The sequence below is a fragment of the Enterococcus hulanensis genome, assembly GCF_005405485.1.
GTDB lineage: Bacteria > Bacillota > Bacilli > Lactobacillales > Enterococcaceae > Enterococcus_A > Enterococcus_A hulanensis.
This window is the reverse complement of the sequence record NZ_BJED01000019.1, coordinates 76555-93898: the sequence shown is the minus strand read 5'-3', so window position 1 is coordinate 93898 and position 17344 is coordinate 76555. Positions and strand designations below refer to the sequence as shown.

Sequence of the window (17344 nt, the reverse complement as noted above, 5' to 3'; positions counted from 1 at the left end):
ATTTTTTGGGAGTTAATAGAAAATGTCATTATAGGGCAGCTCGCCTTTAAATGTTCTTTTGCCAAATTATTATTTTATTATAAAAAATAGGATGTTGACAATAATCGGGTATGCTGATATATTTTAGTTGTAGGCGTTACCAAATAATTAAATTAACAGGATTGTTACTGGCGAGGCAGGCGATACCACAATGATATGTGTGTATTTGCGTGTTCTTTTTTTTGCCTAGAGAGGTGGACTTATTGAAGATGATTATTAAGAAAAAGTTCAATAATAATGTATTGATGACCACCGATAAGGAAGGAAATGAAATCGTTCTGATCGGAAATGGTCTAGCTTTCAATTCTCGCCCAGGAGAACTTGTTGATGAGGAGAAAATCGAAAAAATATTTCGAATGGAGTCGACAAAGAATGCAGATTCCTTTGCAGATTTTTTGATAAACATTTCTAAATCCCAATTAGAGCTGATCGAGAAAATCATTGAATATGGTGAAGAAAAATTAGAGATACAACTCAACAAGTATTTGTATCTGAGTCTAAATGACCACATTGAAAATGCGCTGGAGCGCCATAAGGCTCAAATGGATCTAACTAATCCGCTGCTGTGGGAGATCAAGAAAATTTATCCAAAGGAATTTGAAATTGCCGCTCATGCCCTTGAGCTGATCGAGGAAAAAGAGGGAATCAGTTTATTAGAAGACGAGGCAGGCTTTATCGCGCTGCATTTTGTGAATGCACAGCAGAAACAAGAAAAAATGCATCAAACGATGCAGATTCCGAAGATCGTGAAGGATATTCTGAGTATCGTAGAGTATCATTTTTCAATTGAACTGAGTAAGGACAGTCTTTCTTATGAACGGTTTTTAGTTCATTTAAAGTTTTTTGCCCATCGAGCAGTCACCCATGCTGATTTTCCGAATTCGAATATTTCTATGTTAAAGCAGCTGGCTGCAACGTTGCCAAAAACCTATGCCTGTGTTGAAAAAATTAATCAATACATGCAGGAAAATCACGGGATTGAAATTAGTGATGATGAGAAGTTCTACTTGATGGTACATCTTCAGCGTGTGACTGAAAATTAAATAATAATAGGATTGTTACTGTTCGGCAGGCGATACCTTAGATGGGTCTTTAGCAAAGACTTTATTTAAGGTATCGCCTTTTTATTTTGAAAGGAGCGATAGGATGGCTAAAAGTAGTTTTCCTGAGAAATTTTTATGGGGCGGGGCGATCGCCGCGAATCAAATAGAAGGTGCGTGGAACGAGGATGGAAAAGGAATGAGTATCGCTGATTTGTTTTCTTATGATCCCGAAAGTGATACCTCCCAATTACATGTCTCCAATATGACCAAAGCGCAAGTACTAGAGGCACTGCATGATGACCAAAAGTATTATCCCAAGCGACATGGCATTGATTTCTATCATAGCTATCCGCAGGATTTGAAGTATTTAAAGGAAATGGGCTTTAAAACCTTCCGATTATCGATTAACTGGGCACGGATCTTTCCAAAGGGTGACGAGCTTCAACCAAATGAGGCTGGGTTAGCTTTTTATGATCGTTTATTAGATGAGGTGATTGCCAATGGAATGGAACCGATCGTCACGATGCTGCATTATGAAATACCAGTGAACATTACGCTAAACTATGGCGGTTTCCATAATCGTCACGTCATTGATTTATTTGTTCAATATGGAAAAACACTTTTGGAACGTTTTGGTGAAAAAGTGAAGTACTGGATTGTGATCAATCAGATCAATCTATTTCAGATCGAACCCTTCAATTCGACTGGAATCTGTATCGATCAGGTAGAAAATATGCAGGAAGCTTTGTATCAGGCTATTCATAATCAGATGGTCGCCAGCGCACAGATCGTCAAGGCTGCTCGCAAGCTCAATAAACAATTAAAGATCGGTACCATGCTGGCTGATTTGACGGCCTATCCAGAAAACAGCGCGCCAGAGAATAATGTGCTTGCCCTGCAGCATAATCGTATGAGCTATTACATGACGGATGTCCAGTTTCGCGGGAAATATCCGGGTTACATCTTACGGTATTTTGCTGAAAAGCAGTACACGATCACACAAACGGAAGCAGACGAGGAGTTGCTGGCGGAGTACACGATGGATTTTCTGGCAATTTCTTACTATTTTTCTCAGATGGTTTCCACCGAGAAAAATGGTGCCGATCGCTTTGCGGCAAGTCCGAATCCATATCTAAAGGCGAACCCGTGGGGCTGGGCGATCGATCCTAAAGGCTTATATCACTGTATTTCTCATTATTGGGATCGCTACGAAAAACCTATCATGATCGCTGAAAATGGATTAGGGATGTATGACAAACTGGAAAACGAGACGGTTAAGGATGATTATCGCATCGATTATTTAAGAAAGCATATCCAACAGCTAGAGGAATGTGTCAAGGATGGTGTCGACGTATTTGCCTACTGCGCTTGGGGTCCCATCGATTTAGTCAGTGCTTCTTCGCAGGAAATGGAGAAGCGTTACGGTTTTGTTTATGTGGATTACGATAATTTTGGTAAAGGTACTGGAAAACGGTACAAAAAGGAATCATTTGATTGGTATAAAAAAGTCATTGCAACAAATGGCGCAAAAATATAAGGGGGAAAACACATGTCAATATTTAATGAAGATTTTTTATGGGGCGGAGCAATCGCGGCGAATCAGTATGAAGGAGGCTATCAGGAAGGCGGAAAGGGACTTGGACCAGTGGACCTTTTACCGAACAAAGATGAAAATCGCGTTCATGTCATGTATCATCCAGAGTTGGCGATGAAGGAAAAGTTCAATTATTATCCTAGTCATCAAGCCATTGACGGCTATCACTACTTCAAGGAAGACATCGCCATGTTCGCTGAGATGGGCTTTAAGTGTTTGCGGATGTCTGTCAGCTGGCCTCGGATTTTTCCGAATGGTGATGAGGAAACGCCAAACGAAGCAGGATTGAAGTTTTATGATGAATTATTCGATGAGTGCTTGAAGTATAATATTGAACCAGTCGTTACCTTGAATCACTTTGATACGCCGATTTATTTATATGAAAAGTACGATGGCTGGACGAATCGGAAGCTGATTGATTTCTTTGTTCGTTATGCTTCGGTGATGTTTAACCGATATAAAGGTAAAGTCAAATACTGGCTGACCTTTAATGAGATCAATATTTTACAAGTTCTGCCATTTTTAGGCGGCAGCTTCGATCCAGAAAAATTTGAGAATCCTTTACAGACCAAGTATCAAGCGGCGCATCATCAATTAGTCGCTTCCGCCCTTGCAACAAAGCTGGCAAGAGAGATTGATCCGGCCAATAAGATCGGCTGTATGTTGGCAGCAGGCGAAGCGTATCCAAACACCTGCAATCCAAACGATATTTGGGCCGCAAAAATGTTGGATCGCGAGGGCTTCTTCTTTATCGATGTTCAAGTACGAGGCAAGTATCCTAGTTATAGCCGCCGCTTTTTTGAAGAACAGCAGCTGGAGATCAAGCAGGAAAAAGAAGACGCAGAAATTTTAAAAAACACTGTCGATTTCATTGGCTTCAGCTACTATTCAACCAAGGTTGTTTCCGCAGATGAACAAGTCCTTTCGAGTTCTGAAAAGACCGACGGCAACATTTTTTCTAGTTTAGAAAATCCATATCTTCCGAAAAGTGAGTGGGGCTGGATTATCGACCCAATGGGCTTGAGAATTACAATGAACACGCTGTATGATCGCTATCAAGTGCCGCTTTTTGTAGTAGAAAACGGTCTTGGTGCTGTCGATAAGCCAAATGAAGCAGGAATCATTGAGGACGATTATCGCATCAATTATCTAAGTGAACATATTCAGGCTGTGGGCGAAGCGGTTAAGGATGGTGTAGAGGTTTGGGGATATACGCCGTGGGGCTGTATCGATATTATCAGCGCAGGAACCGGTCAAATGTCTAAACGCTATGGTTTTATCTACGTTGATTTGGACGATAACGGAGTCGGCTCATTCAAACGCAGTAAAAAAGCCTCGTTTGATTGGTACAAACAAGTGATTGCCAGCAATGGTGAAAAAGTTGGGAGGAATAACGATGAATTTTAATGAATTAGCCAAAAAAATAATTCAAGAGGTAGGCGGCGCTAAAAATATTGAGCAGGTCTGGAACTGTACAACGAGACTTCGATTCAATCTGATCGATCACTCCGTTGTTGATGATGAAAAAGTTCAGGCAATCGATGGCGTGCTAGGGACACAGGACAAAAAGAATCAATACCAAATCATTATTGGAACCGATGTTGCTGAAGTATACAAGGAAGTTGAAAAATTATTAGGCGATCATGCCCCACAAGAGCCAGTGAAAAAAAGTAAAAAAGGTGTCAATCCCTTTAGCGAAGTTTTAGAAGTCATTTCAGGAATCTTCACACCGATCCTGCCGGCTATCATTGGAGCGGGGATGATGAAGTGTATTCTGACGGTTCTTTCACTTGCGAAGCTGGTAACACCGGAATCCGGCGTCTACAATGTTTTCTTTATGATCTCAGACGCGGCGTTTTATTTCTTGCCATTCTTGATTGCCGTTTCGGCTTCAAGAAAGTTCAAAGTCAATGAATATATCGGATTATCCGCAGCGGGCGTACTGCTATACCCAACGTTGATCAACGGCGCAGCAGAAGGCTTGGCGCCAATGAAATTCTTTGGTCTTTCGATTCCTTACCTGAGTTACAGCTCCTCTGTTGTACCGATCATTTTGACGATCTGGTTGATGAGTTATATCTATCATTTTGCAGATAAGCATATTCCAAACGTTTTCCGTTTTATTTTAACGCCAGTATTAACATTGATCGTCACAATTCCGATTGCCTTGATCGTATTGGCACCTTTAGGAAACTACATTGGGACTTATTTATCAATGGGCTTGGATTGGCTCTTCTCAACGGCTGGACCAGTTGCCGGATTCGTCTTATCCTGCTTCAATCCATTGTTGGTGATGACTGGGATGCATTTTGCGATTATGCCGATCGCTATTCAAAATTTGGCGATTACTGGATATGACAACTTTTGGCTTCCGTTTTGTTTGATTAGTAATATCGCGCAAGCAGGAGCAATCTTTGCTGTCTTCATGAAGACCAAAAATAAGGAACAAAAATCAATCGCTGTTTCCACCGGAATCTCTGCACTATTTGGTATTACAGAGCCAGGGATGTTCGGTGTCACCTTTAAATTGAAAAAACCATTTTATGCCGCAATGCTGGCAGGAGGAATCGGCGGTTTGATCGGCGTGCTGTTAGGAGTCAAAACGTATTCCTTCAGTGCACCTAATATTTTAGTCTTGCCAACTTATATCGCACCTGATGGAAATACCCAAAGCTTGATTGCGATCATCATTGCTCTAGCGGTGAGCTTTGTCCTTTCCTTTGGCTTTACGATGTTCTTGAAATTCGATCCATTGGAAGGAACTCAACCTGCCGATAAAAAAGCTAAATCTGAAGGTCCGGTCGAAGTAGGCGATACAGTGATCGGTACGCAAGGCATTTCTGAAGAGGTGGCGAGTCCATTAAGAGGTGAACTGTTAGATATTCAGCAAGTGCCAGATAAAACCTTCTCAGATGAGATTGTAGGAAAAGGTGTCGCCATCGAACCGACTGAGGGGAAACTGTATGCACCCTTTGATGGTGAGATTGCCTTGGTATTCCGAACAAAGCATGCGATTGCCTTCAAATCACTGAATGGGTTAGAGCTGTTGGTCCACATTGGTATTGATACCGTAGAACTTGACGGTGATGGCTTCACAATGCTAAAAGAAGCGGGTGATCCAATCAAAAAAGGTGAATTAGTGATGGAATTTGATCTTGCTGGATTGAGAGAAGCCGGTTACCAGACAATCACGCCGATAGTCATCACGAATTATGCCGAGTTTCAAGAAATAAATAAAAACAGCTTTGATCACCCTGTTAATGAAGATTCGATTCTACTTCAAGTAAGTAATTAATTCTGACTAAAAGGAAGGTGGAAAATTCTAGTAATGGATTTTTCACCTTTTTAAGTCATTAAGCCACCTTAGAAAACCAGTTCGTCACTCAATAGATCAATAACTGCGGTTATCCGCGGAATCCAGCTTTCACCTAGTTAGGGAGAGCGCCCCAGCAACAGACCTTTTATTTTATTCAACATTTTTTTACCGTTGCTTGTTTTCTGGGCTTGTTCTTTAGACGACGGTTCTGTTGGCTTTTCTACTGTGCATAAAGGGACACTAGAGTCAGACAAATCAGTGAATGGTTCAGGATATACTGTTGGCTTCGCTTCGGCGGCATTATTAATTGGTGCTAAAGCTGACTCTACATTTATGTTAGGTAACTTCTCTAAGGTGCGTGGGCAAACCAGATCAATATATTTCTCGTACTTCGGCTTGGGACCAGCAAAAACGATAGGTGCTTTAACTGACTTCGGTGTAACCGATGGTTCGGTCGCTTCTACAGGGTGCTCCTTGTCAAACTGGATATACTTAGTAGTTTCGACATATTTACAGGTATCGACCTCGGCATAGGTCTTCACACCGTCGTCCTCCTCAAAAATATCAAGGGTGGTCAATAGCTCCATGGCTTCGCGGATTTCTTCCGCAGATTTTTCGACGGTTGGATTTTTGATGATCAGATTTTTCTTCTTGCCGTTGCTCTTCTTAAAAGTGAAGACTAATTTTTTGGTTTTGATCGTTTTAACAGCGTACATTTTTTTTCATTCCCTTCTTATGATTATTCAACCTGCGCTTCTTGAGCGCCAAATATATTACTGATAGAGAAGCGGCTTCGCACAGCGGTGATCGCTTTTTCGGCGTATTGGCGAACAGGGAAGACGCGTAGATTCAAGTATTTCCATTCCTTTGAAGTGAAGTAATGCTTGAAATAGAAAAAGAATTTTTTGATGATCTTAGTAACTTTTCGTTGGGAGAATAAATGTTGGACAAGTTCTTTTAAAATTAAATGAAACTCACTATCTCCCAGACGCTCGCGAACTTGCAGCGCGACTAAATATTGCACGGTGCTGTCGGTATCTTTGGAAAGGTTGTAAAAGTCGTAAATTCGTTTTTCCAAAGTCTTTTTCTTTAAGCTAAAGAGTTTTTTGGCTGAAAATGCTTGTTCATTCATAATTAATACCTCCATAATTGTTTTTGGTTCCGATCGGTGACTAAAGAGTAGCAGAATTACTAAAAATCCACGATGTCCAAAATCGAAGTGAGATGTCCAATTTCGAAGTTTTAGGCCTTAGAAACGTTGAGTTACCGTTTTAGAGGCCGGTGATTGAACATTTTTGGCTGTGATTGGACTTTGACTTGACAGGGGTAAAAGGAGTAATATGAAAGGTTTGTCATTTATCGGACAACAGAAGGCATTAGAACTGGAAAGACGGAATCATCGAATCAGAAATGAAGTTGCCAAAAGCTGAGGAAATAACTTTACTCAGATATATGGTTCAACAAGTTAATCAAGCTAGTCAAGTTATCGTGATGACAGATATTTAGAGATTTAAGTCGCTATCTTAGATATAATGTTAAGAGATAGGGTGAAGCTATTTTTGATTTTCCAATATTTTTCAGATTTGTATATAATGAAGCTTGAATATACTTATCCGAATTTTGTAAATAATACATCGGGGAAAGGGTTGCTGCGAATGGTTACGATTCGTTTTATAGCGAAAGAGGCGGGCGTGTCAAAGAGTACGGTGTCCAGATATCTTAATAATGGACAGGTTAGTGATGACACAGCTGCGAAAATCGAAGAGACGATAAAAAAATATAATTATAAACCCAATGATTTTGCACGGAATTTGAAAAGTAATCATAGTGATTTTATTGGAGTTATTATCCCACGCTTTGATTCGGCGGCTACGATTGACATCTTAGAAGGAATCGATGATTTTGATTTTGGAAAAGAGTATCAAAAACTAATTGTGAATGCGAAACAAGACAGCAAAAAGGAAATAGAAGCCATGTATGATTTTGAAAAGAATAAAGTTGCAGGAATCATACTATTGGCGACCGAGATAACAACAGATCACATTGAGGCGATTCAAAAGATTGATATTCCAACGATAATTGTTGGACAATATGATGAGAAGCTCTACTGTGTAACACACGATGACTATCAGGCAGCGCAGGATTTAACGAAGCATCTGTTAAAACACCAGCCAAAAAAAATTATCTATATTGGAGTATCTGAACGCGATGTTTCAGTCGGACAAGAACGAAAATCCGGAGTGATAGATGCAGTCAAATCTTTAAAATCTGTTCCTTTCAAATTTATCGAAAGCACGTTTAGCGGGGACGAAGCCTACGAGTTGGGGAAAAAAGTTTTATTGCATGAGAACAATACCTTTGTTATTTGTGCGACAGATAATATCGCCATTGGGATGATGAAAGCAGCAAGAGAATTAGGGAAAAAGATACCTGAAGAAATCTCCTTGGCTGGTTTTGGCGGATATGGAATTGGTGAGCAAGTTTACCCAACATTGACTACTGTTGATTATCATTTCTATCAGACGGGAACTGCCGCCGCAAAAAGCCTAGAGAAACTCATTAATGGGCAGCAATTAGCTCATAAGGTTGTTATTGAAACAAGTGTTTTAGAAAAAGACAGTATAAAAAAGACAGAAAAGGCTTGAAAGCCTTTTCTTTTCGTGTTAAAGTATGACCAAACAAACCGGGACCGGTCCCGGTTTTAAAATATCTTTGCAGGGACCGGTTCCAGTAAATTGAGGAGGAGTTAAAAAATGTCGGAAAATGAAGTGATTGCAAAAGAAATTATTACAGCAGTTGGTGGTAAGGAAAACATTTCTTCCGTTGCTCACTGTGCCACGCGTTTACGATTAGAGGTGAAGAATGAGGAGCAGATCGACAAAGATACCGTTGAGAATATCAAGAAGGTAAAAGGGGCATTCTTCAATTCGGGTCAATATCAAGTTATTTTAGGTACGGGTACAGTAAATAAAATTTATGATGAAGTAAATCTTTTGTTAGGCAACATTTCCCCGAATGAAGGCTCTGAAAAGGTGCAGGATCAGCAAAATCCTGTAAAAAAAGTAATTCGCATTTTTGGCGATGTATTTGTGCCGATCATTCCTGTTTTGGTTGCTACGGGCTTGTTCATGGGCCTGCGCGGTTTACTTACTCAGCCGCAGGTGCTCTCAATATTCGGAATGACGCCTGATACGATTAATGAAAATTTCTTGATGTACACTCAGATACTTACGGATACCGCTTTTGCGTTTCTGCCAGCACTGATTGCGTGGTCTACTTTTAAAGTTTTTGGCGGTTCTCCGGTTATCGGTATCGTCTTAGGATTGATGCTGGTTAATCCAGTTTTACCAAATGCTTATAGTGTTGCGGCAGGCGACGCAGCACCTTTAATGTTTTTCAATTTCATTCCGATTGTTGGCTATCAAGGCACAGTCTTACCAGCATTTATTAGTGGCATACTAGGTGCGACGCTAGAGAAAAAATTACGGAAGATGGTCCCTGATACCTTCGACTTATTAATAACGCCATTTATCACCTTACTTGTGATGAGTCTGCTTTCATTGATGGTGATTGGTCCGATCTTCCATTCATTAGAAACCGTTGTTTTAAATGGTACCGAAGCGATTCTCGCTCTGCCATTTGGACTTGCGGGCCTTATTTTAGGATTTTTGAATCAGTTGATTGTGGTAACCGGTGTTCACCATATTTTCAACTTTTTGGAAGTGCAATTATTAGCTAATACGGGTAAAGATGCGTTTAATGCGATTATTACTTGTTCTATCGCGGCTCAAGGCGGTGCAGCGATTGCCGTTGGGGTCAAAACGAAATCAACAAAATTAAAGGCATTAGCTTTTCCTTCGGCATTGTCAGCTTTCTTAGGCATCACAGAACCGGCGATTTTCGGGGTGAATCTACGTTATGTTAAACCGTTTGTGATGGGCTTGATTGGTGGTGCAGTTGGAGGATTTGTTGCGAATCTGATTGGATTAGCCGGTACAGGGATGGCAATTACAGTGATTCCTGGAGCGTTGCTTTATATGAACGGACAGCTATTTCAGTATATTTTAGTAAATCTGATCTCCATAGCGGTAGCGTTTGTCTTGACGTATATGTTTGGCTATAACGATAAAATGTTGAAACAAAGGTAGGAAGAAAATGGATAGAAAAAGTTGGCAAGATAAAGTTGGCTATCATATTACGCCAGATTACGGCTTAATGAACGATCCAAATGGATTGATAAAATTTAAGGACGACTATCATGTGTTTTATCAATTGAATCCAAATGGCTTTGTTCATAAGAATAAAAGTTGGGGGCATATGGTTTCGACAAATATGGTGGATTGGGAACAACAACCCATCGCGCTCCATCCAGATTCTTGGTTTGATAAGGATGGTGTCTATTCTGGATGTGCCATTGAACACGAAGAGAAAATCTATCTCTTTTACACCGGAAATGTGATCGATGATGGTGTCAATAGAAGTTATCAGTGTGGGGCTGTTTCAGAAGATGGTCAACGTTTTGAAAAATTAGGACCGATCATGGAGCATCCTGCTGGCTACACTCGTCATGTCAGAGATCCGAAAGTTTTTAAAAGTCCTTTTCAAGCAGATGAATGGTACATGGTTTTAGGGGCTCAAACCAATGATTTGAAAGCAGATTTATTGGTGTACAAATCATCAAACTTACTAGAATGGGAGTTGCTTTATAACCTTCGGAGCGATCATGATACGGAGCTGGGTTATATGTTGGAATGTCCGGATTTGATCAAAATTGACGATCAATATGTTCTGATCGCTTCACCGCAGGGACTGAAAAAAGAGGACTACCGCTTTCAGAATAGGTATCATTCTGGTTATTTTATTTGTGATTTTTTTGAGGACGGCTCGATTAAATTGTTACAACCGTTTAAAGAGCTGGATTACGGCTTTGAATTTTACGCGCCGCAAACATTCAGAGATGGGAATCAAAACATTCTTTATGCTTGGATGGGAGTGATGGAGGATGAGCAAGAACGGCTGGTTCCGACCATTGAATCCTCTGGCTGGCTGCATAACTTGACCATACCTAGATTTTTGGAGTTGAAGGAAGGCGAGCTGCGACAGCAACCAGCCGCTGCTTTGTCTCAGCTGCGTGAAGGAAAGGGAAATAAAATGACTTTTGATAAAGCAGGTCATTTTCCCCTGCAAAGTCTGCAAACGGAAATCATTTTAACCTTTGAAAAAGAAACCGATCAATTCAACCTAACGTTAGATCGCTTATTCTCGTTATCTTTCCAGCTAGAGGAAGGAGTGCTGTCATTTACTCGTCAGTCATGGGTTACGGATGAAAAAGAACAACGAAAGCTCCTTTTTGATGAGGGATTGAAAGAGGTGCGGATCTTTATTGACCATTCAATCGTAGAGATATTTATCAATGGCGGAGCCTGCGTCTTTTCCTCGCGTATCTTTTCTAGAGCGGGGAGTACCAACGAACTATCCTTTGAGTTTTCAAAAAAGACTTCAAGTATGTCACTTCAAGTCTTTGACTTAAAAACGGTAGATTTTTCAGCAAAAGCGATAAACTCTATGTAAGAATGAATGCGATGTTTGAGAAATATCTATCGTAGGAAAACTATAAAAGCGCCCATAAACCTAAAAATGGTTTATGGGCGCTTTGCTATGCACTAATTCTAAAGAGTCGAAGGATGGCGTCTTGCGAAGTCAAAAAAGCGGAATTTATCGACTTGATGCCGACTCTCAGTAAATTGAAATTGACGAGCATTCTTAGTGAAAATACGGCTCTTTACAGAAACAATATTGATGTCGTTTTGATTAAGATCTAACAGCTTGTGATCCTCATCAGTAAGAGCATCAATAACAATTTCTTTTTCAGCAAAAGCAATGTTTAATCCTAAGTGGTCTTCGAAATAACGATAAAGAGAGTCACTGGCAATTTCAGCAGTCAGGTCGGGTGTGACTGACGTGAGAATCAAATCTTTATCTACTATGACTTTCTTTTGATCGATCGTACGAATCCGGATCAAACTCCAACAAACCGCCCCCTGCTCAAAGCCAGTAATAAGCGATAAATTATCATCAATCACGATTTGTTTTAGTTCAATCACTTCAGTTTTACTGCTGTAACCGTAAGAATTATGCAGCTCTGTGTAACTAGTTAATCCTGAAAGAGGGAACCGTAGCTGCTCACGTTTCAACACCAAAGAGCCCTTACCTTGAATCTTTTGAATATAGCCATTAGCCATCAAAAGGGATAAGGCTTTTCGAATCGTATCACGGGAAACGCGATAGGTTTCTCGCAGCCTGCTTTCACTTGGTAGAAAAGTTCCGGGTTCGTACACATTCTTCAATATTCCCCGTTCGATCGATTGGTAGATGATTTCATAGGTTTTCATCACGATTTCCTCACTTATGTCCGTAGAATTAAGTTCATTATAGAATAAAAAAAGTGGAAGTAAAGAACCTTTATTAGAAAACAAATGAGAAAAATCTTATTTTAGACGCAACCTGTATGTCTATCCACAAACCTCTTTAGGCGAATCAGAATGGTTTTTCCAGAATAACAAAAAGGAAGGGTCTGAAGATTAGATTGTTCTAATTTTAGCAGGCTGACAAAAAAAGTAAGCGGTTTACAATGTCCGTGAATGAATTTATAGTTATGCCATTAATCGAACGTATCTATGCAGGTTAAATTTCTGGGAGGGAAAAAAATGGGTAAATATGAAAAGGATACAGCCGAATTATTGGAGGCTGTCGGCGGAAAGAAAAATATTTCTGCCGTGACACATTGTGCAACGCGTATGCGTTTTGTTTTGATTGATCCTAAAGCAGCGAATGAAAGTCGGATCGAAGATATTCCTAGTGTTAAAGGGATGTTTACGAATGCAGGGCAGTTTCAGGTAATCATCGGTAACGATGTTGCTGTATTTTACAATGAGTTTGTTGCTATATCGGGAATTGAGGGTGTTTCTAAGGAGGCGGCAAAAGCTGCCGCAAAGCAAAATCAGAATCCGGTGCAACGCGCCATTACAGTTTTAGCCGAAATTTTTACCCCAATATTACCAGCAATTATCGTCGGGGGGTTGATTTTAGGATTTCGTAATATTTTGGAAGCTGTACCCATGGGCTGGCTCAACGGACAGACAATCGTTGAAGCTTCTACATTTTGGAGCGGGGTCAATGGCTTTTTATGGTTGCCGGGAGAAGCAATTTTTCATTTCTTGCCCGTCGGGATTACTTGGAGTATCGCTCGCAAGATGGGAGCAACCGAGATTTTGGGAATCGTACTGGGTATCACACTAGTGTCACCGCAACTATTGAATGCATATGTGGTGAATAGTACCACTGCTGCAGAGATCGCCAAGAACTGGACGTGGGATTTTGGTCTATTTACCGTCGATAAGATCGGTTATCAAGCGCAGGTGATTCCAGCTATGTTAGCAGGCTTTCTCTTTGTGTATTTGGAACGATTTTTCCGTAAACATATTCCAGAAGCCGTTTCAATGATCTTTGTGCCGTTTTTCTCCTTGATTCCGACGATTTTAGCAGCTCATATTATTTTAGGACCGATCGGTTGGAAAATAGGGACAATTATATCAGCGGTAGTAAATGCGGGCTTAACTTCTAGCTTTAGCTGGCTATTTGGCGGAATTTTAGGAGCTTTGACATCGCCGTTAGTTATCACAGGTCTGCATCATACGACTTTAGCGATCGATTCGCAATTGATTGCTGACTTTGGCTCAACGAATTTATGGCCGATCCTTTGTTTATCAAATATCGCACAAGGGGCATCTGTACTAGCGATTGTATTTGCGCATCGCGGGAACAAAAAAGAAGAACAGGTATCCATTCCATCAACTATTTCAGCCTGGTTGGGTGTAACGGAGCCAGCTATGTTCGGTATCAACTTGAAGTACACCTATCCGTTTATTGCAGCCATGATTGGCAGCGGGATTGCAGGATTGTTCGTTACACTATTCAAGGTTCGCGCATTGTCGATTGGGGTTGGTGGCTTGCCAGGGATCTTGTCTATTCGGCCGCAGGATTATTTGGTCTTCATCATTGGGATGATTATAGCCATCGTAGTACCGTTCGTTCTCACACTGCTTTTTCGCCGAATCGGTCTGTTTAATAAAATCGATAGGGTTGAAGAAGAGATTGTTCCAACATTAGGCAATGACAGTACGAAAAAAGCGGGTTCCATTGTGGAGTTATTTTCGCCGATCACAGGTGTTTTACATCCGCTAGGCAGTGCGAAAGATCCGGTTTTTGCAGAAGGGATGATGGGTCAAGGTGTTGTGATTGAACCTAGTGAAGGAAAGGTGGTAGCACCTTTTGATGGGCAAATTAGTTTGCTGTTTCCGACAAACCACGCGATCGGCTTAATTAGCGGAGAAGGGACGGAAATTCTCATTCATATTGGGATCGATACCGTTCAATTAGACGGGAAGCATTTTACCAGCTACGTGAAGCAAGGCGATAGTATTAAAAAGGGACAACTATTAATGGAGTTCGATATTGAGGCCATCAAAGCGGCAGGATATGAGGTTCAAACACCGATTATTGTAACGAATTCGACTGATTTTCAAGTTGATCCATTGATTGAAGCGGCTTCGCCTGTCGCAATTGATGAAAAAATATTAATGGCAACACCATTGTAAAGCTGGAGGGGCAAGATGAGTTTTAAAGAGAAGGTAATTTATCAAATTTATCCAAAGTCTTTTTTGGATACAAATCAGGATGGCGTAGGGGACCTGCAAGGTATCAAAAATAAAATCCCTTACTTAAAACAATTAGGCGTGGATATGCTCTGGTTAAATCCGATCTATCCAAGTCCGCAAAAAGATAATGGCTATGATGTCGCTGATTATACGGCGATTCATCCGATGTTTGGTACCATGAAAGACTTTGATGAATTAGTGGACATTGCAAAATCGAATGGAATTGACCTCATGTTAGATATGGTTTTTAATCATGTTTCTACTGAGCATGAGTGGTTTCAAAAGGCCTTAGCAGGTGAAAAAAAATATCAAGATTATTTTATTTTGCGCGATGAGCCCACAGACTGGCTATCCAAGTTTGGTGGAAATGCCTGGGCGCCTTTTGGGGAAACCGGAAGATATTACTTGCATCTCTTTGAGCAAACACAAGCAGATTTAAATTGGCGGAACCCAGCAGTGCGAGAAGAATTATTCGATGTTTTGCGTTTTTGGATGAATAAAGGGGTCAAAGGATTTCGTTTTGATGTTATCAATTTGATCGGTAAAGATGAAGTGCTAAAAAATTGTTCTGAAAATGATGGGAAACCGGCCTATACGGATCGTCCAATTGTTCATGACTATATTAAGATGATGAATCAAGCTTCCTTTGGAGACGATAAGGACATTATTACGGTCGGTGAAATGAGTTCCACGACACCGGAAAATTGTATTTTATATACAAGTCCTGATCGAGAAGAGCTAACGATGACCTTTAATTTTCATCACTTGAAGGTTGATTATCAGGATGGGAAAAAATGGACTAAAATGCCTTTTGATTTTGCCGCTTTAAAAGAAACGTTTCATGATTTTGGCACAAAAATGAGTGACCAAAATGGCTGGAATGCGCTGTTTTGGAATAATCACGATCAACCGCGTGCCTTGAATCGATTTGTGGATGCAAAAAATTATCGTGTTGCTGGTGCTAAAATGTTAGCAAGTGCGATCCATTTGAATCGTGGGACTCCATATATTTATATGGGTGAAGAGATCGGGATGCTTGATCCAAATTTTGATTCGATGACACAATATGCCGATGTGGAAACAGCGAATGCGTATCAGGAATTACTTGATTTAGGAAAATCTGAGGAAGAAGCGTTTGAAATTGTTAAAAGCAAGGCCCGTGATAATTCTCGTACCCCGATGCAATGGGACGATACAGAATTTAGCGGATTTACGGAAGGCACACCGTGGTTAGCTTTAGGGAAAACGGCGAAAGAAATTAATGTCGCGAAAGAATTGTCTGAAGGCTCAATTTTTAACTACTATCAACGACTCATTCAATTACGGAAAGAATATCCAGTTATTGCAAGAGGAAGTTACGAAGCCTTTTTGCCAGAACATCCGCAAATCTATGGCTATATCCGCCGATTCGAGGACCGTTCACTACTGGTGGTGAATAATTTTTATTCTCAGAAAACGAGCATCGAGCTGCCAGAAGAGTTTCAACAAGGAGAAGTTTTGATAGCAAATTACGATAATTGACTTCTGGGAGAAAAAATCAATTTAGAGCCGTATCAATCAATAGCGATTTATTGCTAAAAACAGGCTGAACACCCGATCCAATCTGGATCAGGTGTACAGCCTGTTCTTTTTTTTCACAGTAGGATTTGAGCAGCCCAGATTAACTTGCACTAAGCGATCGAACAAGTGATGCCAAACTTTTCAATGATTGCCGCGTAAGGCAGCAAGTCTTTACTTGTTAGCTGAGGAACACCTTCATACTCGTACGCTCGTTTCAAATAGTTATATTTACTTTTGCCAAACTGGTGGAAAGGGAGCAGTTCCACTTCTTTTACTTGATGGTGAAGGAGTAATTGCCCGAAAGCTTCGGCATCTTCCAAAGAATTATTATAAGCGGGAATAATCGGAATTCTTAATAGCATTTCCTTTTGACTATTGATCGCTTGATCTAGATTTTTTAGGATCGGTTCCAGTGAAACGCCTGTTTTGGCTTTATGAGCATCCTCTGAATGATGCTTGATATCCATAATCAATAAATCCAGAGGTTCGATCAATTCGTTAAAGTCGGAGCTTGATGAAAAAGCAGAGGTTTCACAAGCGGTGTGAATGTTTTCCTCTCGACATTTTTTTAGTAATTCAATGACAAACGCCTTCTGAGCCAGCACCTCACCGCCAGTGACCGTGATGCCTCCTTTAGATTCTTCATAATAATCTATGTCTTTGCGGATGACTTCCATCACTTCTTCGACAGTATAGTAAGCGCCGGTGATGATTTCTTGCTTCTTTTGATTGTCCCAGATAGGTTCAGGCTGCCTTTTTTGAGACTCTGGATTCGAGCACCACGTACAGCGAAGTGGACACCCTTTAAAAAAAATAGTTGTTCGGATTCCCGGACCATCATGAATACTGAACCTTTGAATATTAAAAATACAGCCTCTTCTTTCACTCATTACAAGCGCCTCCTCTTTCAAGTTCCTCTTTAGTATACGCCAATCCTCCTTGGAAATAAACGCCTTTTGACCTAAAATGAATCATAATGATTCAAAAAGATTGAAAAAGACTTGAAATGGAATGGACGTGGTGTTACACTACAGATGTGATAAAGAAGCAGTTGTACTAATAAAAGGGCTTTCAA

The 17344-nt window shown here is 40.5% G+C and carries 13 protein-coding genes; 9 read left to right on the top strand and 4 right to left on the bottom strand.

What is annotated here, in order from left to right; genetic code table 11:
• The first annotated feature begins 248 nt into the window (after nt 1-248).
• The 4 genes from licT to FFR60_RS18495 all read left to right on the top strand — a co-directional run bounded on the left by licT (nt 249) and on the right by FFR60_RS18495 (nt 5971).
• Complete coding sequence (gene licT / locus FFR60_RS18510; RefSeq protein WP_249355042.1) at nt 249-1082, top strand: BglG family transcription antiterminator LicT; 834 nt, start codon at nt 249-251, stop codon at nt 1080-1082.
• 103 nt (nt 1083-1185) lie between these two features.
• Nucleotides 1186-2619 carry a glycoside hydrolase family 1 protein gene (locus tag FFR60_RS18505; RefSeq protein ID WP_137665290.1) on the top strand — a complete coding sequence of 478 codons (1434 nt, stop codon included), beginning with the start codon at nt 1186-1188 and terminating at the stop codon, nt 2617-2619.
• Nucleotides 2620-2631: 12 nt separating this feature from the next.
• The gene (locus FFR60_RS18500) at nt 2632-4083 is read left to right on the top strand and encodes a 6-phospho-beta-glucosidase (protein ID WP_137665289.1); all 1452 of its coding nucleotides are present in this window, start codon (nt 2632-2634) and stop codon (nt 4081-4083) included.
• Nucleotides 4073-5971 carry a beta-glucoside-specific PTS transporter subunit IIABC gene (locus tag FFR60_RS18495; protein ID WP_171004975.1) on the top strand — a complete coding sequence of 633 codons (1899 nt, stop codon included), beginning with the start codon at nt 4073-4075 and terminating at the stop codon, nt 5969-5971. The genes FFR60_RS18500 and FFR60_RS18495 overlap by 11 nt, the downstream gene beginning before the upstream one ends.
• A 137-nt stretch (nt 5972-6108) precedes the next feature.
• Here FFR60_RS18495 and FFR60_RS18490 read toward each other — a convergent pair whose 3' ends face one another.
• Both FFR60_RS18490 and FFR60_RS18485 read right to left on the bottom strand, forming a co-directional pair.
• On the bottom strand, nt 6109-6708 hold the full coding sequence (locus FFR60_RS18490; RefSeq protein ID WP_137665287.1) for a DUF2922 domain-containing protein: 600 nt from the start codon (nt 6706-6708) through the stop codon (nt 6109-6111).
• Nucleotides 6709-6731: 23 nt separating this feature from the next.
• Complete coding sequence (locus FFR60_RS18485) at nt 6732-7124, bottom strand: hypothetical protein (RefSeq protein ID WP_137665286.1); 393 nt, start codon at nt 7122-7124, stop codon at nt 6732-6734.
• A gap of 523 nt (nt 7125-7647) precedes the next feature.
• Here FFR60_RS18485 and FFR60_RS18480 point away from each other — a divergent pair.
• The 3 genes from FFR60_RS18480 to FFR60_RS18470 all read left to right on the top strand — a co-directional run bounded on the left by FFR60_RS18480 (nt 7648) and on the right by FFR60_RS18470 (nt 11563).
• Nucleotides 7648-8637, top strand: a complete 990-nt coding sequence (locus tag FFR60_RS18480) for a LacI family DNA-binding transcriptional regulator (RefSeq protein ID WP_171004974.1) — start codon at nt 7648-7650, stop codon at nt 8635-8637.
• Between the two features lie 108 nt (nt 8638-8745).
• Entirely contained in the window at nt 8746-10140 is a 1395-nt protein-coding gene (locus tag FFR60_RS18475; protein WP_137665284.1) for a sucrose-specific PTS transporter subunit IIBC, read from the top strand.
• A gap of 7 nt (nt 10141-10147) precedes the next feature.
• Nucleotides 10148-11563: a glycoside hydrolase family 32 protein gene (locus tag FFR60_RS18470; protein WP_137665283.1), complete on the top strand. Its 1416-nt coding sequence runs from the start codon at nt 10148-10150 to the stop codon at nt 11561-11563.
• Nucleotides 11564-11661: 98 nt separating this feature from the next.
• On the opposite strand, the gene treR is transcribed toward FFR60_RS18470, so the two are convergent.
• Nucleotides 11662-12384, bottom strand: a complete 723-nt coding sequence (gene treR, locus FFR60_RS18465) for a trehalose operon repressor (protein ID WP_137665282.1) — start codon at nt 12382-12384, stop codon at nt 11662-11664.
• A gap of 315 nt (nt 12385-12699) precedes the next feature.
• On the opposite strand from treR, the gene treP reads away from it, so the two are divergent.
• The gene (gene treP / locus FFR60_RS18460; RefSeq protein ID WP_137665281.1) at nt 12700-14649 is read left to right on the top strand and encodes a PTS system trehalose-specific EIIBC component; all 1950 of its coding nucleotides are present in this window, start codon (nt 12700-12702) and stop codon (nt 14647-14649) included.
• A 15-nt stretch (nt 14650-14664) separates the two neighbouring features.
• The gene (gene treC / locus FFR60_RS18455; protein WP_137665280.1) at nt 14665-16230 is read left to right on the top strand and encodes an alpha,alpha-phosphotrehalase; all 1566 of its coding nucleotides are present in this window, start codon (nt 14665-14667) and stop codon (nt 16228-16230) included.
• 149 nt (nt 16231-16379) lie between these two features.
• Here the strand turns inward: treC and FFR60_RS18450 are convergent, their stop codons facing one another.
• Entirely contained in the window at nt 16380-17159 is a 780-nt protein-coding gene (locus tag FFR60_RS18450; RefSeq protein WP_137665279.1) for a glycyl-radical enzyme activating protein, read from the bottom strand.
• Between the last annotated feature and the right edge of the window lie 185 nt (nt 17160-17344).